This is a genomic window from Sphingobium sp. JAI105, assembly GCF_015752145.1.
Lineage (GTDB): Bacteria > Pseudomonadota > Alphaproteobacteria > Sphingomonadales > Sphingomonadaceae > Sphingobium > Sphingobium xenophagum.
Genome location: NZ_JADOUC010000001.1, coordinates 520759 through 543973 on the forward strand (window position 1 = coordinate 520759; position 23215 = coordinate 543973).

A 23215-nucleotide genomic window follows, 5' to 3' on the forward strand; every position below is an offset into this window, starting at 1 on the left:
GCAGCCCGGCCCGGCTTGATGCAAGATTGACGTCATGAATGCGATCGATCCCCGCCGCGGCAAGCGCCCCCTGTCCGTACGGCGTCCGCCGCGATCGGGGGCCGTCAGTGCGTTCGCTCGCATGATCGGCCCGCAATTTCACCGCCTGCTCGATCGTATCGACCAGGGGCTGGAGCAGGGGGCGATCGACGCCACCCTGCCGGATGGCACGCGCAGGCTTTTGGGCGGACGCGCGCCGGGGCCGGAATGCACGGTGCACCTGTTGCACTGGCGCGCGCTGCTGCGACTGGCGACGGGTGGTTCGTCCGGTTGGTATCGCGCCTGGGCGGCAGGCGAATGGACCAGTCCCGACCCGGTGCCGCTCTTTGCGCTGTTCATGGCGAATGCGGTGGCGCTGGGCAAGGCCGCCCGGCCACGCGGCCCCGCCCGCTGGGCCGGGCGCTTGGCGCATTGGGCACGTCGCAACAGTCGTCGCGGATCGCGCCACAATATCGCCTTCCACTACGACCTGGGCAATGATTTCTACCGCCTCTGGCTCGACCAGAATATGCATTATTCCAGTGCCTTGTTCGCTGGTCCTGACAGCCGGATCGAAAGCCTGGAACAGGCGCAGCGTCGCAAGGTCGACGCGATCCTCGATCGGCTGGACCTCGCCGATGGCGCGTCGCTGCTGGAAATTGGCTGCGGCTGGGGCGGGTTGGCGGAGCAGGCGATGGAACGCCATGCGGTCCGCTACACCGGCCTAACCTTGTCGACGGAACAGGCCGATTATGCCCGCGATCGCCTGGGGTCGGGTGCGGAGATTTGCCTGACCGACTATCGCGACGCGCAGGGGCAATATGACGCCATCGCCAGCGTCGAAATGGTGGAGGCGGTCGGCCAGCGCTATTGGCCCGACTATCTCGCCGCCATCCATCGCCTTCTCAAACCGGGCGGTCGCGCGGCAATCCAGTATATCCTGATCGATGACGCGATCTTCGACGGCTATGCGCGAAGCGCGGACTTCATCCAGACCTATATTTTCCCCGGCGGCATGCTGCTCTCCGAAAGCCGCTTCCGCGCCCTGGCGGAGCAACAGGGCTTTGTCTGGCAGGATGTGGAGCGCTTCGGCCTCGACTATGCCGAAACGCTGCGCCGCTGGCGCGAACGGTTCGACCGCGTCATTGACGAAGGCCGGCTGCCCGCCAGTTTCGACCAGCATTTCGTGGCCTTGTGGCGCTATTATCTTATGTATTGTGAAGGCGGTTTTCGTGGCCGGGGCATAGACGTGGCCCAGGTCACACTGGTCAAGCCTGCCTGACGCCTCAGCGCTCGATCCGCACCCGATGCCCGGTCGGCGTGTCCGCCACCACCAGATCGACGATAGCGTCAGCCGCCACTTCCGGTTCCTTGACCGTCGCAGGATCTTCACCGGGAAAGGCCCGCGCGCGCATCGCCGTGCGGGTCGCGGCCGGATCGACGATATGCGTGCGGATGGCGGAGATATTCTTCATCTCCTCGCCATAGGCTCCTACCAGCGTCTCCAGCGCAGCCTTGGACGCGCCATAGGCGCCCCAATAGGCACGGGGCTTTGCAACCGATGATGTCAGCGCCACCACCCGCGCATCCTTGCTCGCCCGCAACATCCGGTCGAACGCCGCGATCAATGCTTGCGGCGCGGCAATATTGAGCGTCAGCAGTCGCGCAAATTCCTTGGCGTCGATCGCAGGCACTGCGGCCAGCGATCCCAGCGTCGCTGCGTTCAGTACCAATATGTCCAGCGCGTCCCAACGCCCGGCAATCGCCTGCGCCAACCGCCCGATGCTTTCCCCGTCGATCAGGTCCAACGGCGCGATCGTCGCGTGGCCGCCTACCTTGTGGATCGCATCCTCCACCTCTTCCAGCCCCCCGGTGGTCCGCGCGGTCAGCACGACATGCGCGCCCGCCGCCGCCAGCGCCTTGGCCGTCGCTGCGCCGATGCCACGACTGGCCCCGGTCACAAGCGCCAGCTTGCCAGAAAGAGGAAGCGTATCAGTCATATGTCCCCATATTCCAGCGAACGCCGGAATTCCTTTTACATGCGGCAATAGATTACAGGTTCGCCCGACCGAGCGTTCAGGCGACCCGTTCGGCCAGCAATTCCAGCTGGTTGGTGACCACCACATCATCCTGATCGGTCAGGGTCGTGGGATAGTCGCCAGTGAAGCAGGCATCGCAATATTGCGGCCGCCCGTCCGCGCGTTTGGCTTCGCCCAGCGCCTTGTACAGGCCATCGATCGAGATGAAGGACAGGCTGTCGGCATGGATGAAATCCTGCATCCCGCCCACGTCGAGCTTGTGCGCCAGCAACTTGGTGCGTTCGGGCGTGTCCACGCCGTAGAAGCAGCTATGCTTGGTCGGCGGAGAGGCAATCCGCATATGCACCTCGGCCGCGCCTGCCTCGCGCATCATCTGCACGATCTTGAGCGATGTCGTCCCGCGCACGATCGAATCGTCGATCAGGACGATCTTCTTGCCCTCGATCAGCGCCCGGTTGGCGTTGTGCTTCAGCTTCACGCCCAGATGGCGGACCTTGTCGCCCGGCTGGATGAAGGTGCGGCCGATATAGTGGGACCGGATGATGCCCAGTTCGAACGGTATGCCCGATTCCTGCGCATAGCCGATGGCGGCGGGAACGCCGCTGTCGGGCACGGGGATGACATAATCCGCCTCGACCGGGTTTTCGATCGCCAGCTGCGCGCCGATCGCCTTGCGGACCGAATAGACGCTGGAGCCATCGACGATCGAATCGGGTCGGCTGAAATAGACATGCTCGAAAATGCAGGGACGTGGATGCACTTCGCCAAAGGGGCGGTGCGATCGTATCTCGCCCGAATTGGTGACGATCACCAGTTCGCCCGGATCGATCGAGCGGATATATTCAGCGCCCACCACATCGAACGCCACGGTTTCGGACGCGAACATGATGGTGTCGCCCAGCTTCCCCATGACCAGCGGCCGGATGCCCAGCGGATCGCGGCAGGCGATCATGCCTTCAGGCGTCATGACGATCAGCGAATAGGCGCCCTCGACCTGCTTCAGCGCATCGATGAACTTGTCGAGCAGGGTGCGATAGCTGGACGTCGCGACCAGATGGATGATGACTTCGGTGTCGGACGTCGACTGAAAGATCGAACCGCGCCGAATCAGCTCGCGCCGCACCTTCATGGCGTTCGAGATATTGCCATTATGGGCAACCGCGAATCCGCCGGAGTTCAGTTCCGCATAGAGCGGCTGGACGTTGCGCAGCGATGTTTCGCCAGTGGTCGAATAGCGCACATGGCCGCACGCCGAACCGCCCGGCAGGCCGCGAATCACCTCGTCCCGGTCGAAATTGCCCGCGACATGGCCCATGGCCCTGTGGGTATGGAAATCATGCCCGTCCCAGCTGGTGATGCCGGCGGCTTCCTGCCCCCGATGCTGAAGCGCATGGAGGCCGAGCGCGACGATAGCAGAGGCCGTGTCAGCGCCAGAAACGCCGAAAATGCCGCATTCTTCGCGCAACTTGTCGTCGTCGAAAGGGTTGGTCGTGATCATGGGTGTGAGCGGGTCCATAGCCGTTCCTGCCCGACCGCGGGGGCCGGGCTTTGGCGCGCATATAGTCACTCTCGTCCGCTTTGTCGCCCTCCTGTAACAAAAAAGCGTGCCGGGCCGTTCCTTTACGGGGATTTTCCGTCCCGCTATCGGCAAAATGCCCTACTGGCCATGCCGTCCCCGCACGGCTAAAGACGCAGCCCTGATGCATCGTTTCGCCAATCCTGCCCGCTTCCTAAAGATCGCCCGTCCGCTCACCGGCTGGCTGTTCTGGACCGGCCTTGCCCTGCTGCTGGCGGGCTGCGCCTGCGGCCTGTTCGTGACGCCTGCCGACTATCTTCAGGGGCAAACGGTGCGAATCCTCTACATCCATGTGCCCGCCGCCTGGCTGGGCATGGCCGGCTGGACCGGCATCGCCGTGGCGGCGCTGATGCAGTTGGTCTGGCGGCATCCGTTGGCCGCCGTGGCAGGGCGTGCCATCGCCGCGCCGGGTGCTCTGTTCACTGCCATCTGCCTTGCCACCGGATCGATATGGGGCCGTCCGACCTGGGGAACATGGTGGGAATGGGATGGGCGCATGACATCGATGCTGGTCCTGCTTTTCCTATACCTCGGCTATATTGCGCTGGCCAACGCCAGCGCGCGCCAGGGGGCGGGGCAAGGCGGTGTCAGCAACGTGACCGCCATCTTCGGGCTGGTCGGCGCGATCAACATCCCGATCATCAACCGCTCCGTCGTCTGGTGGAACAGCCTGCACCAGGGACCGTCCATCACCCTGCGCGGCTCCAGCATCGACATGGCCTTGCTGTGGCCGCTGGGCCTGACGGTGCTGGGCTTTTCCCTGTGGTTCGGCGCAATCGTGCTGATGCGGATGCGCGCGATACTGGCACAAAATAAGGTCGAGGCGCGCATGCAGCGCCTTGCGAGAGGATAGCCCCATGCACCAATGGACCTTCGTCGCCGCTGCCTATGCGGTGACCCTGCTGGGAACGGCAGCGGTCAGCCTGATGAGCTGGCGCGCGATGCACCGCGCAGAGGCGCAGGCCGAAACGCTGGCGGGCCGGTCATGAAGGCAAAGCATCAACGCCTCATCCTCGCCCTCGTTGCGCTGGTCGCGCTGGTCGGCGCGGGCCTGCTGGCGGCATCCGCGCTTAAGGATGAAGCCGCCTATTTCTATGCACCGGGCGATGTGAAGGCCAAGGGTGTCGAACCGGGCAAGGCGATTCGCCTGGGCGGTATGGTCGTGAAAGGCAGCCTGAAACGCGCGCCCGATGGCGTCACCATGTCCTTCGACGTCACGGACGGCAAAGCCACCGTCCCCGCGACGTTCAGCGGCATCGCGCCAGACCTGTTCAAGGAAGGCAGCGGCGTCGTCGCCGAAGGGTCGTTCGACGACAAGGGCACTTTCATCGCCACCAACCTGCTCGCCAAGCATGACGAACGCTATATGCCCCGCGAACTGGAAGGCATGAGCTACAACGAAACCACCCATGAATTGCAGGTGGAAAAGTGAGAATGCGTCACACCGCGGATCATGACGGAACGCCCATGATCAAGGGGCAGGCCGCATGATCGCCGAAACCGGTCTCGCCGCGCTCTGGCTAGCCGCGTCGCTTGCCCTGCTCCAGCTTGTCCTGGCCCTCGTTGGCCTCAAGGGGGACAAGCCTGACCTGCTCGCAGCCGTCCGTCCTGCCGCCGTGGCGCAGGGTGTCCTGACCGCGATCGCCTTTGCCCTGCTGATCACCCTGTTCATGCGCTCGGATATGTCGGTGCTGCTTGTCGCCACCAACAGCCATTCGGCCAAGCCCTGGCTCTACAAATTTGCCGGGACATGGGGTAATCATGAAGGCTCGATGCTGCTCTGGGTCACGGTCATGGGCGTGGCGGGGGCGGCGGTTGCCCTGTTCGAACGCGCGTTGCGGCGCGACACCCATATGGCGACGCTGGGCGGCCAGGCGGCGATCAGCCTTGGCTTTTACGCCTTCCTGCTTTTCTCATCCAATCCCTTTGCCCGGATTTCGCCAGCGCCAGCGGACGGGCAGGGGCTTAATCCCCTGCTGCAAGACCCCGGCCTCGCCTTCCATCCCCCGACGCTCTATCTGGGCTATGTCGGCCTCTCCGTCGCCTTTTCCTTCGCCATCGGCGCGCTGCTGACGCGGCAGGTCGACGCCGCCTTTGCCCGCGCCATGCGGCCATGGGTACTGGGCGCGTGGATATTGCTGACACTGGGCATCACAGCGGGCAGCTATTGGGCCTATTATGAACTGGGCTGGGGCGGGTGGTGGTTCTGGGATCCGGTCGAAAACGCCTCGCTCATGCCCTGGCTGGCCGCGACGGCCTTGCTGCACAGCGTGACCGTGCTGGCCACACGCGACGCACTGCGCGCCTGGACAGTGATGCTGGCTGTCGTCGCATTCTCCATGTCGATGGTCGGCACCTTCCTCGTACGATCGGGCATCCTTACCAGTGTCCATGCCTTCGCCGTGGACCCGGAACGCGGCAGCTTCATCCTCGGCCTGCTTGCCCTTTATATCGGTGGCGCGCTGGCCCTGTTCGGCTGGCGCATCGGCGCTGTCCGCGAAGGCGCGCCCTTTGAACTGGTCAGCCGCGAAACCCTGCTGGTCGTCAACAATCTGCTGCTGACCGTCATATTGGGGCTGGTCCTGATCGGCACCCTCTATCCGCTGATGACAGAAGCGTTTGGCCACAAAGTCTCAGTCGGCGCGCCTTATTTCGACCGGATCGCCGGCCCCATCGCACTGGCGCTGATGATCGCGATGGCTGTCGGCCCGTTGGTCCGCTGGCGGCGCGACCAGGCAAAGGCTGTTAGCAAACGTTTGCTGGCGCCGTTTTGCATTGCACTGCTATTGTTCAGCTTGGTGTCGGTTTTGGCCTGGGGCCGCATCGGTATCCTGCCTTTCCTTGGCCTCGTCGTCGCCGGATCGGTCGGCGTCGCCAGCCTCGCGCCCTTGTGGAAACGCAATCTGCGCCGTACGCCGCTCTTCACCTATGGCATGGTCATTGCCCATCTGGGCTGTGCCGTCAGCCTGGGCGGCATGGCCAGCGATTCCGCGTTCACCGTTGAAAAGCTGGTCGCAGCCCGTCCCGGTGACACGATCGAAACGGCTGGCTGGCAAATTCGCCTGCTTCAGATCCAGCCCCTTGCCGGCGACAACTGGACCGCGCTGCAAGCCGATATGGACGTGAGCCGGAACGGTGCGCCGGTCACCATTCATCCCCAGTCCCGTTTCTTCGCCTCTCCGCCTACCACCACCAGCGAAGCCGCGCTGCTCACCCGTTGGGACGGCCAGCTTTACGTCGTGCTGGGCGAAGAGGTGGAAGGCGGCCGGTGGCAGCTTCGCATCTGGTGGAAGCCCTTTGTCACGCTGATCTGGCTTGGCGGCATCATGATAGCGCTGGGCGGCGCGCTGGCGCTGCTCGGTCGGGAACGTCGCGGCTGGCTGATGAAATGGCGGGCGAGGGCGGCGGCATGAGGAAATGGCTCATCTGGCTCCCGCTCGTCCTGTTCCTGGGCTTCATCGCCCTGTTCGCCAGCGGCCTGTTCCAGCCTGACGATCGCATCATCCACTCCCGCCTCGTGGGTCAGCCGCTTCCGGCCTTCAACCTGCCTGCCGCGGCCAGCGATCGCCCGCCGCTCGCGAGCAGCCAGCTTGCCGCCGGACAGCCGCGCCTGCTCAACATTTTCGCCAGCTGGTGTGTCCCCTGCGCCGCCGAAGCGCCCCAACTCGAAGCGTTGCGGGCAGCAGGCGTGCCGATCGACGCCATCGCCATCCGCGACGCCCGCGCCGATGTCGACGCTTTCCTCCAGCGCAACGGCAACCCCTATGCCCGCATCGGCCTGGACGCGCGCAGCGAAGTCCAGATCGCGCTGGGTTCGTCGGGTGTTCCCGAAACCTTCGTCATCGATGGCAAAGGCCGCATCGCCTATCAGCATATCGGCGAGATTCGCGCCGACGATGTGCCGATGATCCTCGACCGGCTGAGGAGCGCGCAATGAAGTATCTGATTTTGCTCTTCGCGTTAATCGCCGCGCCGCTGGCCGCGCAGACCGCGCTCCCGCCCGCGCCCTACGCCAATCAGCAGATCGCCGACCCGGCGCTGGAGCGCAAGGCCAAGGCGCTGATGGAGACCATCCGTTGCCTGACCTGCCAGAGCCAGTCGATCGCCGACAGCAATGCCAGTATGGCGGGCGACATGCGGTCCCAGATCCGCGAACGCATCATGGCGGGCGAACAGCCCGAAGCGATCCGCGCCTGGCTGATCACCCGCTATGGCGATTGGGTGAGCTATGAACCCACAGCCGCGCCGATCCTCTGGCCGCTCTGGGCCGCGCCGCTGGTCTTGCTGGGACTGGGCCTCCTCCTTCTGCGTGGCCGAATCAAGCGAAAGGGACGGGCATGACCGGATGGTTCCTGGCCTTCGGGCTGGCCGCCCTGGCCTTCATCGCCATGCTGCTGGTAGGGCGCATCCCACGATCAGCGCGCGAAATCACGGCCGCCGCGCTGTTGCTTGGTCTGGCGGGCTATGCCTGGCAGGGCAATCCCGGCCTTGCCGGAGCGCCGCGAACGGTCAAACAGATTGACGCGCCCTTTGACGAGAAGCTGGCTGAGCAAAGGCGCGGCCTGGCGGAACGTTATGGCCCCGCCGGGCAATGGCTGGTCATGTCCGATGGCCTGGGGCGTCAGGGCAAGACGAAGGAATCGGCCAATATCCTGCTTGCAGGGCTGCGCCAGACGCCCAATGATCCCAACCTATGGCTTGGCCTTGGCAACGCACTGGTCGCCCACGCCGATGGCGTCGTGTCACCGAGCGCGGACTTTGCGTATCGGCGCGCCCTTGCGCTCGACCCGGACGGGCTGGCGCCCCGCTATTTCTACGGCCTCGCGCTTGCCCGCAATGGCCAGTTGCAGGCCGCGCGCGACCTTTGGGCGCCACTCGCCGCAGCAACGCCGCCGGGCAGTGCGATCAGGACGGAACTGGACGCCAATATCGCGCGTATCGACTCGCTGCTGTCCGGTAATGGGCCGGTCAGCCCATGATCACCCCTCGGGCCGCATTGCGCGGCCTTGGGAGCCGTGATAGGGCGCGGCGGTTTGTGGGGTGGCGGCATTTCCCTGATTGCCCTTGGACAGGTGTCGAACAGAGCATGACAATTCGGCTTTTCCTTCGTGGCTGATCTTCTTCCCAATACCGCGCCATCGTCCCCTGCGGACGATCATGACGGCGGCCATGGCCATTCCCGGCAAAAGGCGACGGTCAAACTCGTCGTCGGCGCGATCGGCATCGTGTTCGGTGACATCGGCACCAGCCCGCTCTACGCTTTCCGCGAAACCTTTGCCGGGCATCACCATCTCGATCTCGACCCCGACCATATATTGGGCGTCATCAGCCTGATGTTCTGGTCGATGATGCTGGTGGTGACGCTGAAATATGTCAGCATCATCATGCGCGCGGATAATAAGGGCGAAGGCGGCAGCCTGGCCCTGCTGGCGCTGATCAACGGCCAGACCAAGACGCAGCGCTGGTCGCGCGGCATTGTGCTGCTGGGCGTATTTGCGACAGCTCTCTTCTATGGCGACTCGATGATCACCCCGGCCGTGTCGGTGCTTTCGGCGGTGGAAGGGCTTGCGGTTTACAACCCTGCGCTGGCGCCCGCCGTCCTGCCGGTCGTCATCCTGATTCTGCTTGGCCTGTTCTGGATACAGGGGCTTGGCACCAACAAGGTCGCCGCGCTGTTCGGCCCGATCATGCTGCTCTACTTCGTGTCGATCGGAAGCCTTGGCATCCTCTCCATCATCAAGACGCCCGGCATCCTGTTCGCCTTCAATCCCTATTGGGCGGTGATGTTTTTCGTTACCGATCCTTTGCCCGCCTTCCTCGCACTGGGATCGGTCGTTCTCGCGGTGACCGGGGCCGAAGCGCTCTATGCCGATATGGGGCATTTCGGTCGCAACCCGATCCGCGTGTCCTGGCTCGCTTTCGTCCTGCCCGCCCTGATGCTCAACTATATGGGGCAGGGCGCGCTGCTGTTCCGCGAAGGCGCCGCCGCACTGCACAGCCCCTTCTACAATCTCGCACCGCAATGGGGACAGTTGCCGCTGATCGTGCTGGCAACCATGGCCGCGATCATCGCGTCGCAGGCTGTGATTTCGGGCGCGTTCTCCGTCACGCAGCAGGCGATCCAGCTGGGCTTCATGCCCCGCCTGCGCATCGCCCACACCAGCGCCGCAACCGCGGGCCAGATCTACATCCCGCTCGTCAATTGGGGCTTGATGGTCATGGTCATCCTGCTGGTCCTGACCTTCAAGACATCGTCCAACCTGACTGCGGCCTATGGCATCGCGGTCACAGGCGCGATGTTCATCGACAATGTGCTGCTGACAGTGGTGCTCTATCGCCTGTGGCAATGGAAATGGTATTATGCCGCGCCGGTGCTGGCGGTGTTCTACATCGTCGATGGCGCCTATCTTGCCGCCAACCTGACCAAGGTGCCGGACGGCGGCTGGTTCCCGCTACTGATCGGCTTCATTATCTTCACGTTGCTGACCACCTGGTCGCGCGGTCGGCGTCTGGTGCAGGATCGCTTGCGCGAAGCGGCCATGCCGATCCCCGTATTCGTCGCCTCTGCCGCCAACAGCGCGGTCCGCGTTCCCGGCACGGCGGTATTCATGACGTCGACACCCGACGGCGTGCCCCATGCGCTGCTGCATAATCTAAAGCATAACAAGGTGCTGCACGAACGCGTGATCCTGTTGACCGTCAAGATTCGCGACGTGCCGGTCGTGGAGGATGACGGCCGCTGCAAGCTTGAGGATCTGGGCCGGGGCTTCTTCCGCATGGTGCTGCAATATGGCTTCATGCAGGAACCCGATGTCCCCGCCGCGCTTAAAAATGTCGCGGGCTGCGGTCAGGCGTTCAAGATGATGGACACCAGCTTCTTCCTGGCACGACAGACGCTGCTGCCGTCATCCAAGCCCGGCATGCCGTTGTGGCGGGAAAAAATCTTCGCCTGGATGCTGCGCAACGCGGAAAGTGCGATGGAATTTTTCCGTCTTCCGACCAATCGGGTGGTCGAACTGGGCAGCCAGGTCGAGATATAAAAAGGGCGCAGCCTCAATCAGGCTGCGCCCCGACGTGCCTATCAGGCCGCGTCGCGATCCTTGGCGGTGATTTCCACAAGCTGACCGCCATTGATGGCAATCTTCTTGGGCTTCATCGCTTCGGGTACTTCGCGCAACAGGTCGATCACCAGCAGGCCATCGGCCAGGTCCGCCTTTTCCACGCGCACGAAATCGGCCAGTTCGAACCGCCGCTCGAAGCTTCGATTGGCGATGCCGACATGCAGGAATTTGGACCGGTCGGCCGGTGAGCCTTCATCCTTGCGACCGACCACCTGAAGCAGATTCTGCTGCGCGGTGATGTCGATCTCTTCAGGACGGAAGCCTGCAACGGCCAGCGTCACGCGATAGCGATCTTCCGACAGCCGTTCGATATTGAAGGGCGGATAATTGTCGCCCTGGCTCAAACGCGCATTATTTTCGATCAGGTCGAACAGGCGGTCGAACCCAACGGTCGAGCGGCGATAGGGGGTCAGGTCAAAGTTACGCATCGTCATAATCTCCCAAAGAGCAAAATGAACCTGCCGAACCCGAAACCGGCGTTCGGCAATACTATGCCTAGCCCCATGCGGCGGCCAGACGCGCTTGATATGGTTCGGGCTTTTCGGCTTTCAAGGGGATGTTGCAGCCAGCATTTCGAGCGCCAGCGCGTGCCGGGTTGGACAGTTTGTCCTATCGTCAGGGAACAACAATTGGCGCAGACAAAAAAGCGCCCGGATCGCGGTTTCACGATCCGGGCGCTTAATGGACGATTGCTCGTCTCCCCCTTGGTCTGCCTCGACCGCTTCTCAGCCCCCTAAGCTCGAAGCGGGATGCAGTATCCCTGAACCACGGCCTTTTACCTGTGCTTCGGCTATCTTGCTATGACTGCTGAGGGGCGGAGTCACGGGCAAAATCGGCTGCGTGTGATTTTGCGCCTATGCCTGTGGCTGTGATGCAACAATCTGGCAATGCTTGCCGTTGTGCCATGCTATGCCTAGACGATCAGCCTGTTCCTTCGCAAAGGCCGACCGCGCCACATGATTCTATCCCGTTACGAACGCATGATCGCCAAACGCTACCTGTTGCCGGGGAAGGGGGAGGGCTTCATCTTCCTCGTCGCCGGGATCAGCCTGGTCGCCGTCATGCTTGGTGTCGCTGCGCTCATCATCGTCATGAGCGTCATGAACGGCTTTCGCGCCGAACTGTTCGACAAGATTGTCGGCCTCAACGGCCATGCCGTGGTGCAAGGCTATGGCGGCCGTCTGCCTGACTGGCGAGCCGTTCTGGCAGAAGCCAAGGCGACACCGGGCGTCACCAGCGCGACACCGATGATCGAACAGCCCTTGCTGGCTACCTTCAACGGACGGGCGGAAGCTGTCTTGGTGCGGGGCATGACCGTGGCCGACATCCGCGCCAACAAGACGCTGAAGGGCAAGGTGATCGCTGGCAGCCTGGACAGTCTGACGCCCAATAGCGGCAAGATCGGCATCGGATCGCGCCTGGCCGAAAATATGGGTATTCAGCTGGGCGACAGTCTGACCGTGATCAACCCGGCGGGCCGCTCCACCCCGTTCGGCACGGTGCCGCGGCAGGTCGCCTATCAGGTCGCCGCCATTTTCGAGGTCGGCATCTATGATTATGACAAGGCCTTCATCGTCATGCCGATGGAGGATGCGCAGACCTTGCTCCTGCTGGGCGATGTCGTTGGCATGATCGAGGTTGAAACGGTCAATCCCGACAAGGTCGGCCAGATATTGGAACCGCTGGCAGGTAAGGTTGCAGGCCGCGCCGTCATCACCGACTGGCGGCAGATGAACGCATCGCTGTTCGAGGCGCTGGCCGTCGAGCGGGTGGCGATGTTCGTCGTGCTATCGATCATCGTGCTGGTCGCGGTGTTCAATATCTTGTCCTCGCTGATCATGCTGGTGCGCGCCAAGACGCGCGACATCGCGATTTTGCGCACGATGGGCGCGAGCCGGGCTGGGTTGGTGCGAATATTCATGACGGTGGGCGTCACCATCGGCACGCTGGGCATGGTGGCGGGGCTGATCCTTGGCTTTACCTTCCTTTTCTTCCGCCAGAATGTCGTCAACGCGATTCAGTTCGTGACAGGGCAAAATCTATGGGATCCCTCGATCCGCTTCCTGACCGAATTGCCCTCGCAAGCCGATCCGGTGGAGATCGCCACGATCTGTATCATGGCCTTGCTGTTCAGCTTCCTCGCGACGCTCTATCCGGCCTTTAAGGCCGCCAATACCGATCCTGTGCAGGTTCTCCGCTATGAATGACATTTTGAAAGTCGTAGGGCTAACCCGCAGCTTTACCCAGGGTGGCGAGACGATCCATGTCCTGCGCGGTGTCGACCTGACCGTGGGGCCGGGCGAGATTGTCGCGCTGTTGGGGCCATCGGGCTCTGGCAAATCCACCTTGCTCCAGGCGGTTGGCCTGCTGGAGGGCGGCTTTGACGGGTCGATCCGCATTGATGGCGAAGAAGCAGCAAAGCTCGATAATGACGGCCGCACCCGGTTGCGCCGCGACGCGTTGGGCTTTGTCTATCAGTTCCACCATCTGTTGCCCGATTTCAACGCGACCGAAAATGTCATCTTGCCCCAGGTCATCCGCGATACCGAGATGGAGGCCGCACGCACCCGTGCGGAATCCTTGCTGACGTCGCTGGGCCTTGGCCATCGGCTGGACCACCGACCCAGCCAATTGTCAGGCGGCGAGCAACAGCGCGTCGCCGTCGCCCGAGCGCTCGCCAACCGGCCTGCGCTGGTGCTGGCGGACGAACCGACCGGCAATCTGGATGAGCGGACCGCCGACATCGTTCTGGCTGAATTTCTGCGGCTGGTGCGTGAGGAGGGATCGGCAGCTTTGGTCGCGACCCATAATGAACGGCTTGCCGCCCGGATGGATCGCGTTGTCCGGCTGCACGAAGGGGTCTTGCAGTAAGGCAGCCCAATCTTACCCACAGACTTTTCTTCCGCAGGGCTGGTCACCAAGCTGGCCTTCTGGATAGAGTGCCCTATGCCCCACGCCGCTTTCGTTCCGCTTCGCATATTCTCTTCCTACACCATGCTGGAAGGGGCGATCGATCCCAAGAAGATCGCCAAGCAGGCGCGGGCGCTCGGCTTCCCCGCCGCCGCCATCACGGATCGCAACGGCCTTTATGGCTCGATGGCCTTTTCCGACGCATGCAAGAGTGAGGGCGTCCAGCCGCTGATCGGCGCGATGCTGGGCGTCTTGCGACCGGGGCGCCCCGCCAATGCGTCGCCGGTCCATGACTGGCTGGCGCTCTATGCGCAGGATGAGACGGGCTATGACAATCTGTGCGCGCTGGTCTCCATGGCACATCTCGACCGGCCGCTGGAGGAAGTGCCGCATGTCGACATGGACGTGCTGGAGGGGCGGACAGACGGCCTGATCGCGCTGACCGCGGGCGGCGAAGGCGCGCTGGCCCGCCTGTTCGCAGAGGATCAGCCCGAAGCCGCACTTGCCTATGCGGAGCGGCTGGGAACACTCTTTCCCGACCGTCTCTATATCGAAATCTGTCGTCGGCTCGATCCCATAGAGGGAAAGGCGGAGCCTGACCTGCTGGATCTGGCTTATGACCGCAACCTGCCGCTGGTAGCAACCAACCCGACCTGCTTTACCGAACCGCATTTCCATGCCGCGCACGACGTCATGCTCTGCATCGCCGACAGCGCCTATGTCGACATGCCCGACCGGCGGACCAGTTCGCCCGACGCATGGATGAAACCGGCCGCCGAAATGCGCCGCTTGTTCGACGATCTGCCTGAGGCGCTGGCCAACACGCTGGTCATCGCCCAGCGCTGCGCTGTCGCCGCGCCCAAGCGCAAGCCGATCCTGCCCAGCCTGGCCGGTGATATCGAGGGCGAAGCGCGGATGCTGCGCGATCTGGCCAGTGCTGGCCTTGACGCCCGGCTTGCGAAGCTCGGCATCATCGATGATGCCGCACGTCAGCCCTATCTCGACCGGCTGAAGTTCGAAACCGACATCATCATCCAGATGGGCTTTCCCGGCTACTTCCTGATCGTTGCCGACTTCATCAAATGGGCCAAGGATCATGACATTCCGGTGGGGCCGGGACGTGGTTCGGGCGCAGGGTCGGTCGTTGCCTGGGCGCTGCTGATCACCGATCTCGATCCGCTGCAACTTGGCCTGCTGTTCGAACGCTTCCTGAACCCAGAACGTGTGTCGATGCCCGACTTCGACATCGATTTCTGCGAAACGCGGCGCGGTGAAGTCATCCGCTACGTCCAGCAGAAATATGGCGTCGATCATGTCGCGCAGATCATCACCTTCGGAAAGCTCAAGGCCCGCGCTGTCCTCAAGGATACCGGGCGCGTGCTTCAGATGAGCTATGGTCAGGTCGACCGGCTTGCCAAGCTGGTGCCCAATCATCCGACAGACCCCTGGACGCTGGAACGTTCGCTCAACGGCGTGGCGGAGTTTCGCGCGGAATATGACAATGATGGCCAGGTCAAACGGCTGATCGACTATGCGATGAAGCTGGAGGGCTTTCCGCGCCATAGCTCCACCCATGCCGCAGGCGTGGTGATCGGCGACCGGCCGTTGCAGCAGTTGGTGCCGCTCTACCGTGATCCCCGATCCGACATGCCTGTCACCCAGTTCGACATGAAATATGTCGAAGGGGCCGGCCTTGTGAAGTTCGACTTTCTGGGCCTCAAGACCCTGTCGGTGCTGCAAAAGGCGGTGCAATTGCTGGCGGCGCGCGGCGTTACGGTGGAGCTTGATACGCTCAGCTGGGATGACAGCGCCGTTTATGATCTGCTCCAGCGCGGCGACACTGTGGGCGTGTTCCAGCTGGAATCGGAAGGGATGCGCAAGACGCTGGCCGCAGTGCGTCCGACCAATTTCGGCGACATCATCGCGCTCGTGTCGCTCTATCGGCCCGGTCCGATGGACAATATCCCCATGTTCGGGCGCCGCAAGAATGGGCAGGAGGAGATTGAATATCCCCATATCCTGCTGAAACCGATCCTCGAAGAGACCTATGGCATCTTCGTCTATCAGGAACAGGTGATGCAGGCCGCGCAGATATTGGCCGGTTACAGTCTGGGCGACGCAGACTTGCTGCGTCGCGCGATGGGCAAGAAGGTGAAGGCGGAGATGGACGCGCAGCGTTCGCGCTTCGTCGAGGGCTGCGCCGCCAGCGACATCAAGCCGGCCAAGGCGAATGAACTGTTCGACTTGATCGACAAATTCGCGGGCTATGGCTTCAACAAGTCGCATGCTGCTGCCTATGCCTTGCTCGCCTATCAGACGGCGTGGCTGAAGGCCCATTATCCGGCGGAATTTTATGCCGGGTCGATGGCGTTCGATATTCATCTGACCGACAAGCTGACCATATTCGTGGACGATATGCGGCGCATGGGGCTGACCTGTCTGCCGCCTGACATCAACCGCAGTCAGGCGGACTTTTCGGTCGAGCCGATTGCGTATGAGGGCGATGACTCGCGGCTGGGCTATGCCGTGCGCTATGCTCTGGGTGGCCTGAAGGGTGTGGGTGAAAAGGCGATGGACCAGCTGGTTGCGGAACGCGACGCTGGCGGTCCGTTCAAGAGCCTGGATGATATTGCCGATCGGATCGAACCGCGATTGCTCAACCGGCGACAGTTGGAAAGCCTGGCGGCGGCGGGGGCATTTGACGCGATTCATGCCGACCGGGCCGGGGTCCATGCGGCGGCGGAAACGATATTGAGCGTCGCGTCGAGCGCGGCGCAGGCGCGCGAAAGCGGACAGGGCGGGCTGTTCGGCGATGTCGAAACGCCCCATGCCGATGTCCGCATACCGCCGCATCAGGCCTGGTCGGTGGCTGATCGGATGGCGCAGGAGAAGGAGGCGTTCGGCTTTTATTTTTCCGCCCACCCTGTCGATCGTTTCCGCCATCTGGCCGATGCCCGCGGGGCCAAAAGCTATGGCGCTATCTGCGCCGAGCCATTGGCGGGGGAAGCGCGCGCCACAGGCGTCATGGCGGCAATGGTCGAGGATGTGCGCTGGCGCGAGACCAAGCGTGGGGCGCGTTATGCCAATGCGACCTTCTCCGACAGTAGTGGGCAGTTTCAGGCCAGCTGTTTCGAGGAGGATGCCTGCAAGGCGATCGAGGAACTGGCGCGCGATGGCGATTGCGCGCTGTTGTATGTCGAACTGGATCGTTTGCCCGGAGAGGAAACGCCGCGTGTAACGGTGCGCAAGATCGAGCCATTCAAGCTGATCGCTAGCGCGTCGCGCATGGAACTGGTGGTGGATACGACCGATCCGGTAGCGGTCGAGGCTTTGGCGGCGCTAATGGCGCAGAGCCGGGGTGGGCGGAGCGAATTGTTCCTGCGAACATCGGCTGGAAACGGGCAGGCGGTGCGCCTGTTTCTGGGCGATGATTTTCTGCTGGGTGCAGATCAGGTCGACGCCATGTCGGTGATCCCCAATCTGACGATCCACCGCTTCGAGCGGATGGAGCCGACCCAGGACGGCTACCGGACCCGCAACCGGCGGGCGGGAATGCGGCTGGTCGGCTGAGCATCACAGCAGCCGCATCTGCGCGCCTTCGGGCGGGCGGAACAGGTCGGTGCGCAGGGTCAGACGTTCCGTCCCCAGCCCGGCGCGCTTGCGGGCCTTGACGAAGCGGGTGCGGATGAGGTCGGCCCAGACCCCTTGGCCCCGCATCCGGCTGCCGAAATTGGGGTCATTGTCCCGCCCGCCCCGTAATTCGCGAATGATCGTCATGACCCGCGCCGCGCGATCGGGATAATGGGCGTCGAGCCAGGCGCGGAACAAAGGCGCGACTTCATGGGGCAGGCGAACGGGAATATAGGTGACTTCGCGCGCGCCCGCTGCGGCGACGCGGGCGACGATCGTCTCGATCTCATGATCGGTGATAGCCGGGATGATCGGCGATAGGCTGGCGTACACCGGCACGCCAGCGTACGCCAGTTGCCGGATTGCCTCCACCCGGCGCAGGGGATGGGGCGCGCGCGGTTCGAGCGTGCGGGCGACCGCCGGGTCGAGCGTCGTCACCGATATGGCGACCGACACGAGCCTGTCGCGCGCCATGGCGACGAGCAGATCGATATCGCGCAGGATGCGGTCGGACTTGGTCGTGATGAATATGGGGTGGCGGCATTCCGCCAGCAATTCCAGGATCGATCGGGTTATTCGCCAATCCTTTTCGATCGGCTGATAGGGATCGGTATTGGTGCCCAAAGCGATGGGCATGACGGTGTAATTTTTCTTCGACAGTTCGGCGCGGAGCAAGTCTGCTGCGTCCGGCTTGGCGAATAGCCGGGTTTCAAAATCCAGTCCCGGCGACAGGTCATGATAGGCGTGGGTCGGGCGGGCGAAACAATAGATGCAGCCATGCTCACAGCCGCGATAGGCGTTTATCGACTGGTCGAAGCCAATATCGGGCGAATTGTTGCGGGTGATGATCGTGCGGGGATGTTCGACCGTGACCTGCGTTCGGGTCCGGGTGACGGGCCCGTCTATATCCTCCACCGCATCGAGCCAGTCGCCATCGGCTTCGCGCTGGGGCAGGGAAAAACGTACACTTTCCGTGTTGAATGTTGCGCCTCTTCCTTTCTCCATTCCCATGACCGAACGAGAACATAAAAGGAACAAAATGTCAATCGGAAGTTCGTAAAGCCAGCCCATATACCATATGGCAAGTCCGGGTCAGCGCTCTGTCAGGCGGGGCATCAGTTCGACAAAGTTGCAGGGGCGAAAGCGGCTGTCCAGTTGGGTTACCAATATGCCGTCCCATGCATCGCGCACCGCGCCGGTCGAACCGGGGAGCGCGAAAATATAGGTGCCGCGCGCGACGCAGGCGGTGGCGCGGGACTGGATCGTGGAGGTGCCGATCGTCTGGTAACTGAGCCAGCGGAACAGTTCGCCAAAGCCCGGAATTTCCTTGTCCTGCACCTGGGCCAGTGCTTCGGGCGTGACATCGCGCCCGGTGACACCGGTGCCGCCGGTGGTCAGGATGACGTCTATGTCGGGATCATCGATCCAGGCGTGAAGTCTGGCAACAATGGCGGACTTTTCGTCCCGCTCGATATAGCGGGCGGCCAAGACATGCCCCGCGCCTTCCAGCCGTTCGACCAGCGTGTCGCCGGAGCGATCGTCCGCCGCGCTGCGGGTGTCGGATATGGTCAACACGGCAATGCGGACGGGGATGAAGTCCCGGCTTTCGTCAATCGGCATCAGTCGGACCCGCCCCCCATCGACGCGGCCGGACGGGTGCGGGCATCGGCATGGCTCAGGCGAACAAGTTTCACGCCCTTGGCATTGGGGAAGGTCGGCCACATGCCCTGCGCCATCCCGGTCAGGCAATCGGCGGTACCCTTGGCCTGGATCTGGTACATCCAATAGTTGCGCATGACGATGTTCACATAGGCGCGGGTTTCATAATAGGGCAGCGATTCCATGAACAGCAGTGGATCGCCCTTGTCATTGACCTGCGAGTTCCAGCGCTCCACCGGCAGCGGCCCGGCATTATAGGCGGCCATGACCTTGGGCAGCAGCCCGCCCGTCGCGCTCATGTCGCGCAATGCTTCCAGATAGCGCTGGCCAAATTCCATGTTGGTCGAAGGGACGAACAGTTGCGCGGCGGAAGAAAGGCCCATGTCGCTGCCCGTACCGGGGCGCACCTGCATGAGGCCGCGCGCGCCAGCGCTGCTGACGACGTCGGACCGGAAGCCCGATTCCTGCAATGTGTGCGCGTAAATCAGCGAGGGATCGACGCGCCAGCCGCCATCGGGGCGCCAGTCGGGCGCGGGGAAACGGGCAAAGCTCGCCGGTTGCTTGCCCGCCGGGCCATTATGGGCGAGCCACAATTGGGTCGCGGGCAGATTGAGCGCGTTGGCGAGGCGGAGCAGCGCATCATATTGGCCAGTGCCGCCAATCTTTGCCTGAAAGCGCAGCAATTCATCAGCGCGGGCGGTGTCGCCGATCGCGGCGAGCGCAATGGCCGCGCGGGCGTTGGGGCTGTCCTTCAGCGCCAGCCATTCGGCCTGACCGAAGCGGGTTGCGACTGGTGGGGCACCCAGCGGCATCCCCAATGATTCGCGCGCCAGCAGGCCGTAGAAGGTTTCATCCGACCGGGCGGCGAGCTTCAGATAGTTCGCGACCTTTTCCGCTTCGCCGCAGACCATATAGGCGCGCGACGCCCAATAGGCACCGGCCGCGCGCATATCGTCATTGGTTGCGAAGGCCGCGACATTGGCAAAGGCCGGGGCAGCGGCGCGGCAATCATTCTGACGCCATGCGGCAAGGCCGGCGGTCCAGTGCGCCTGCACCGTCCAGTCGCCCCCAGTGCGGGTTTCGAGCGCGCGGGCGGCCATGCGGCGGGCATTGGCATCGTCATTTTCGATATAATAGGCCCAGGCGACGCGCTGGCGCACTTCCGTCAGCCCTTCCGGCGTCAGACCCGCTTCGCCGGTGGTCAGCAGCGCTTCGGCCCCGGCCGGATCGTCGACCTTGACGAAGGACTGTATCTGGCCGGAAAGCGCGACCGCCAGTGCATCCGTCTTGGTCGACACCACATATTCGCGGCGGGGCGCGGAACCCAGCCACACCATTTTCTGCACCTGTGGCAGGGCGGGCAGGATGGTTGCACCGCGCTTTTCGGCGAGGCGGGAAAGCTGTTCGGCCTTGGGCAGCCAGGCCGCCTTGTTGATGAGGTCCAGCAGGTCGAACAGTTCGACCCGTGGCGATCCCTTCGCCAGATAGAGTTCGGACAGGGCGAGCGGACGGACGGCGTCCTGCGCATCGAGCGCGTTGATCAGCGTCCGGGCTTCGTTCCACTGCTGCGCCTGCAACGCTGTAAAGATGGCGCGGTAGCTGGCTTTGGCACCATCGCCAATCTGGAGCGGGGAGGCGGGCGTGACGGCGATCGCGGGCGAGATCGGGGCAGTTTCGGCGCGGGCGGGCAGCGTTGCAGCCAGGCCCAGCGCGATCAGGGCAAGGCTGGATATTTGGGTCGCGGCACGAATCACGGGTGAACTTCCTCGATCAGGCTTTGCAGGGCGCGCCAACATTGCGCTTTCGCCGCAGGCTGGGTCAGCAGCAGGCGGGGATGAAATGTGGCGATGGCAGGCACAATGCCGCCTTCATGGTTAAAGTCGCGTAAACCATCCGGGGCCACGGCGGCATCCGTCGGAAGCAGCGCACGGATCGTCCGATCGCCCAGCAGCAGCAGGCGGCGGGGCCGGGCGAGGGCGACATGGGCGCGCATCCTGTCGGCCACGGCGGCAAGATCGGTCGCCTCCACCATGCCGCCGGGCGGGCGGGCGGTGAAGAGCGAGGCGAGATGGATGGCGGAGCGGTCCAGCCCGATCGCGCGCAGCATCGCGTCGAACAACATGCCCGCGCGATCGGCCAGCAACTGCCCAGCCGCCATGTCCGCCGGATCGGGCAAGTCGGTGACGACCATCAGCGGGGCGGCTTCGTCCCCCGTCGGCAAAATGGGCGCGCCGGGCCAGCGTCGTTCGGGCTGGGCCGGATCATTTGCCAGCCAATCACGGAACGAATCGAGGCTTTGGGGTTTCTGTTCAAGAGGCGCAGGAACCGCGCGAATCGCGCCCTTCGCATCGGGCGCGGTGACGGGACGCAGCCAGTTAACCGGCGATTCGCCGACTGCGCCATCCACGCCCGCGAGCGTCCACCACGCCATATAGGCGTTAGCTGCCGCCGCTTCATCCTGCAATAAACCCCGCATCAAGAACATCTTGGGCCAGAGGTTGACGAGGGGGTCAAGATTCTTCATCGCCTTGAATGGTAAAGTGTTGGAGTAATAAGGCGACCGGATGGACGGGGTGCAGCCCGCCGGTGGCTCAATGGAGGGTTTATGAGCGAACGGGAATCGATGCCCTATGATGTGGTCATCGTCGGTGGGGGACCGGCGGGGCTTTCAGCCGCGATCCGGCTGAAGCAACTGGCCAATGACGCGGGGCAGGAACTGGGCGTGTGCGTGCTGGAAAAGGGGTCGGAAATCGGCGCCCATATCCTGTCGGGCGCGGTGATCGACCCCAGGGCGCTGGACGAATTGCTGCCGCAATGGCGCGAGATGGGCTGTTCGCTTGCTGAAACGCCGGTCACCGACAATCAGCACTGGTTCCTGACCAAGACCGGCAAGATGGCGATGCCGCACATCATGACGCCAGGGTGGATGCACAACAAGGGCACCTATACCGGGTCGTTGGGCAATCTGTGCCGCTGGCTGGCGGAGCAGGCCGAGGGTCTGGGCGTCGAAATTTTCCCCGGCTTTGCCGCGGCCGAGATCCTCTACAATGAGGATGGCAGCGTAAAGGGCGTGGCCACAGGCGACATGGGTGTTGACCGGGAAGGCAATCATAAGGGCGACTATCAGCCCGGCCTGGAGCTGCACGCGAAATATACCTTCTTTGCCGAAGGCGCGCGCGGGCACCTGACCAAGATATTGAAGCGGCAATTCGCGCTGGACGCGGAATGCGAGCCGCAGGTCTATGGCATCGGCATGAAGGAATTGTGGGATATTGATCCCGCCATGCATCAGCCGGGCCTGGTGATCCATTCGCAAGGCTGGCCCCTGACCGACGCCTATGGTGGTGGCTTCCTCTATCATCAGGCCAATGGCCAGGTGGCGTTGGGCTTCGTGGTCGGGCTGGGCTACCGCAACCCGCACCTCTACCCGTTCGAGGAGTTCCAGCGCTGGAAGCAGCACCCGGAAATCCGCAAATATCTGGAAGGCGGACGGCGCGTTTCCTATGGCGCGCGGGCGATCAACGAAGGCGGCTGGCAGTCGGTCCCCAAGCTGGTATTCCCCGGCGGCGCGCTGATCGGCTGTTCGGCGGGCTTTGTGAACGTGCCGCGCATCAAGGGCACGCATACCGCGATGAAATCGGGCATGTTGGCGGCCGAGGCGGCCTTTGCCGCCGTGCAGAGCCAGCGCGGCAGCGACGTTCTGACCGATTATGAGGATGTGCTGCGGTCCAGCTGGATCGCGGACGAGCTGAAGCTGGTCAAGAATGCCGAGCCGCTGCTGAGCAAATTCGGCGGCACGATCGGCACGATGCTGGCGGGCATCGACATGTGGATGCGTACGCTCAAGATCGGCCTGCCCTTCACGATGAAGCATAAGCCGGACAATGAGAAAATCTGGCCCAAGGACGCCTGCGCCAAGATCGATTATCCCAAGCCCGATGGCGTGATCAGCTTCGATCGCCTGTCTTCGGTGTTCCTGAGCAACACCAATCATGAAGAGGACCAGCCGGTTCATTTGCAGCTGAAGGATCCAGCGATCCCCATCAGCTACAATCTGCCCCTTTATGACGAGCCGGCGCAGCGTTATTGTCCCGCAGGCGTATATGAAGTGGTTGGTGAGGAAGAGGGCAATCCCCGGTTCCAGATCAACGCGCAGAATTGCGTGCATTGCAAGACGTGCGACATCAAGGACCCGACCCAGAATATCAACTGGGTCGTCCCCGAAGGTGGTGGAGGACCAAACTATCCCAACATGTAAGCGC

20 protein-coding genes are annotated in these 23215 nt (G+C 63.2%); 13 read left to right on the forward strand and 7 right to left on the reverse strand.

The genetic code is table 11. The annotated features are described in order from the left end of the window. Nucleotides 1-34 precede the first annotated feature (34 nt). Nucleotides 35-1300 carry an SAM-dependent methyltransferase gene (locus tag IWY39_RS02300; RefSeq protein ID WP_107123980.1) on the forward strand — a complete coding sequence of 422 codons (1266 nt, stop codon included), beginning with the start codon at nucleotides 35-37 and terminating at the stop codon, nucleotides 1298-1300. Nucleotides 1301-1304: 4 nt separating this feature from the next. On the opposite strand, the gene IWY39_RS02305 is transcribed toward IWY39_RS02300, so the two are convergent. Further along, the gene (locus IWY39_RS02305) at nucleotides 1305-2018 is read right to left on the reverse strand and encodes an SDR family NAD(P)-dependent oxidoreductase (RefSeq protein WP_107123979.1); all 714 of its coding nucleotides are present in this window, start codon (nucleotides 2016-2018) and stop codon (nucleotides 1305-1307) included. A gap of 76 nt (nucleotides 2019-2094) precedes the next feature. Continuing rightward, nucleotides 2095-3573 (reverse strand): amidophosphoribosyltransferase, encoded by a 1479-nt coding sequence (gene purF / locus IWY39_RS02310; RefSeq protein ID WP_019052066.1) that lies wholly within the window; start codon nucleotides 3571-3573, stop codon nucleotides 2095-2097. Nucleotides 3574-3757: 184 nt separating this feature from the next. Here purF and ccmC point away from each other — a divergent pair, with 184 nt between their 5' ends. The 8 genes from ccmC (at nucleotide 3758) to IWY39_RS02345 (ending at nucleotide 10673) form a co-directional block, all read left to right on the forward strand. Continuing rightward, entirely contained in the window at nucleotides 3758-4486 is a 729-nt protein-coding gene (gene ccmC, locus IWY39_RS02315; protein WP_107123978.1) for a heme ABC transporter permease CcmC, read from the forward strand. Between the two features lie 4 nt (nucleotides 4487-4490). Continuing rightward, nucleotides 4491-4622, forward strand: coding sequence for a hypothetical protein (locus tag IWY39_RS24285; protein ID WP_261375996.1), 132 nt, complete (start codon nucleotides 4491-4493; stop codon nucleotides 4620-4622). Next, nucleotides 4619-5065 (forward strand): cytochrome c maturation protein CcmE, encoded by a 447-nt coding sequence (ccmE, locus tag IWY39_RS02320; protein ID WP_107123977.1) that lies wholly within the window; start codon nucleotides 4619-4621, stop codon nucleotides 5063-5065. Before IWY39_RS24285 ends, ccmE begins: the two co-directional genes overlap by 4 nt. 55 nt (nucleotides 5066-5120) lie before the next feature. Beyond that, on the forward strand, nucleotides 5121-7046 hold the full coding sequence (locus IWY39_RS02325; protein WP_107123976.1) for a heme lyase CcmF/NrfE family subunit: 1926 nt from the start codon (nucleotides 5121-5123) through the stop codon (nucleotides 7044-7046). After that, nucleotides 7043-7570 (forward strand): redoxin family protein, encoded by a 528-nt coding sequence (locus IWY39_RS02330; protein ID WP_107124063.1) that lies wholly within the window; start codon nucleotides 7043-7045, stop codon nucleotides 7568-7570. Before IWY39_RS02325 ends, IWY39_RS02330 begins: the two co-directional genes overlap by 4 nt. Continuing rightward, on the forward strand, nucleotides 7567-7974 hold the full coding sequence (locus tag IWY39_RS02335) for a cytochrome c-type biogenesis protein (protein WP_107123975.1): 408 nt from the start codon (nucleotides 7567-7569) through the stop codon (nucleotides 7972-7974). Before IWY39_RS02330 ends, IWY39_RS02335 begins: the two co-directional genes overlap by 4 nt. Beyond that, nucleotides 7971-8612 carry a tetratricopeptide repeat protein gene (locus tag IWY39_RS02340; protein ID WP_107123974.1) on the forward strand — a complete coding sequence of 214 codons (642 nt, stop codon included), beginning with the start codon at nucleotides 7971-7973 and terminating at the stop codon, nucleotides 8610-8612. The genes IWY39_RS02335 and IWY39_RS02340 overlap by 4 nt, the downstream gene beginning before the upstream one ends. A 129-nt stretch (nucleotides 8613-8741) precedes the next feature. Continuing rightward, nucleotides 8742-10673, forward strand: a complete 1932-nt coding sequence (locus tag IWY39_RS02345; RefSeq protein ID WP_017184477.1) for a potassium transporter Kup — start codon at nucleotides 8742-8744, stop codon at nucleotides 10671-10673. Nucleotides 10674-10714: 41 nt separating this feature from the next. On the opposite strand, the gene IWY39_RS02350 is transcribed toward IWY39_RS02345, so the two are convergent. After that, nucleotides 10715-11188: an Hsp20 family protein gene (locus IWY39_RS02350; RefSeq protein WP_019052074.1), complete on the reverse strand. Its 474-nt coding sequence runs from the start codon at nucleotides 11186-11188 to the stop codon at nucleotides 10715-10717. Nucleotides 11189-11710: 522 nt separating this feature from the next. Between IWY39_RS02350 and IWY39_RS02355 the strand changes: the two genes are divergently transcribed. From IWY39_RS02355 to dnaE, 3 genes are all read left to right on the forward strand, one after another. Next, nucleotides 11711-12961, forward strand: a complete 1251-nt coding sequence (locus IWY39_RS02355) for a lipoprotein-releasing ABC transporter permease subunit (RefSeq protein ID WP_017184475.1) — start codon at nucleotides 11711-11713, stop codon at nucleotides 12959-12961. Continuing rightward, complete coding sequence (locus tag IWY39_RS02360; protein ID WP_017184474.1) at nucleotides 12954-13625, forward strand: ABC transporter ATP-binding protein; 672 nt, start codon at nucleotides 12954-12956, stop codon at nucleotides 13623-13625. The genes IWY39_RS02355 and IWY39_RS02360 overlap by 8 nt, the downstream gene beginning before the upstream one ends. Nucleotides 13626-13700: 75 nt before the next feature. Continuing rightward, a complete protein-coding gene (gene dnaE / locus IWY39_RS02365; protein WP_107123972.1) occupies nucleotides 13701-17234 on the forward strand; it encodes a DNA polymerase III subunit alpha in 3534 nt (1177 codons plus the stop codon). 3 nt (nucleotides 17235-17237) lie between these two features. Here dnaE and IWY39_RS02370 read toward each other — a convergent pair whose 3' ends face one another. The 4 genes from IWY39_RS02370 to IWY39_RS02385 all read right to left on the reverse strand — a co-directional run bounded on the left by IWY39_RS02370 (nucleotide 17238) and on the right by IWY39_RS02385 (nucleotide 21429). Continuing rightward, on the reverse strand, nucleotides 17238-18299 hold the full coding sequence (locus IWY39_RS02370) for a PA0069 family radical SAM protein (RefSeq protein ID WP_107123971.1): 1062 nt from the start codon (nucleotides 18297-18299) through the stop codon (nucleotides 17238-17240). 87 nt (nucleotides 18300-18386) lie between these two features. After that, nucleotides 18387-18914: a molybdenum cofactor biosynthesis protein B gene (moaB, locus tag IWY39_RS02375; protein WP_107123970.1), complete on the reverse strand. Its 528-nt coding sequence runs from the start codon at nucleotides 18912-18914 to the stop codon at nucleotides 18387-18389. After that, nucleotides 18914-20707 carry a lytic transglycosylase domain-containing protein gene (locus tag IWY39_RS02380; protein ID WP_107123969.1) on the reverse strand — a complete coding sequence of 598 codons (1794 nt, stop codon included), beginning with the start codon at nucleotides 20705-20707 and terminating at the stop codon, nucleotides 18914-18916. Before IWY39_RS02380 ends, moaB begins: the two co-directional genes overlap by 1 nt. After that, a complete protein-coding gene (locus IWY39_RS02385; protein ID WP_409994367.1) occupies nucleotides 20704-21429 on the reverse strand; it encodes a uracil-DNA glycosylase family protein in 726 nt (241 codons plus the stop codon). Before IWY39_RS02385 ends, IWY39_RS02380 begins: the two co-directional genes overlap by 4 nt. A 129-nt stretch (nucleotides 21430-21558) precedes the next feature. Here IWY39_RS02385 and IWY39_RS02390 point away from each other — a divergent pair, with 129 nt between their 5' ends. Further along, nucleotides 21559-23211 carry an electron transfer flavoprotein-ubiquinone oxidoreductase gene (locus tag IWY39_RS02390; RefSeq protein WP_107123967.1) on the forward strand — a complete coding sequence of 551 codons (1653 nt, stop codon included), beginning with the start codon at nucleotides 21559-21561 and terminating at the stop codon, nucleotides 23209-23211. Nucleotides 23212-23215 lie beyond the last annotated feature (4 nt).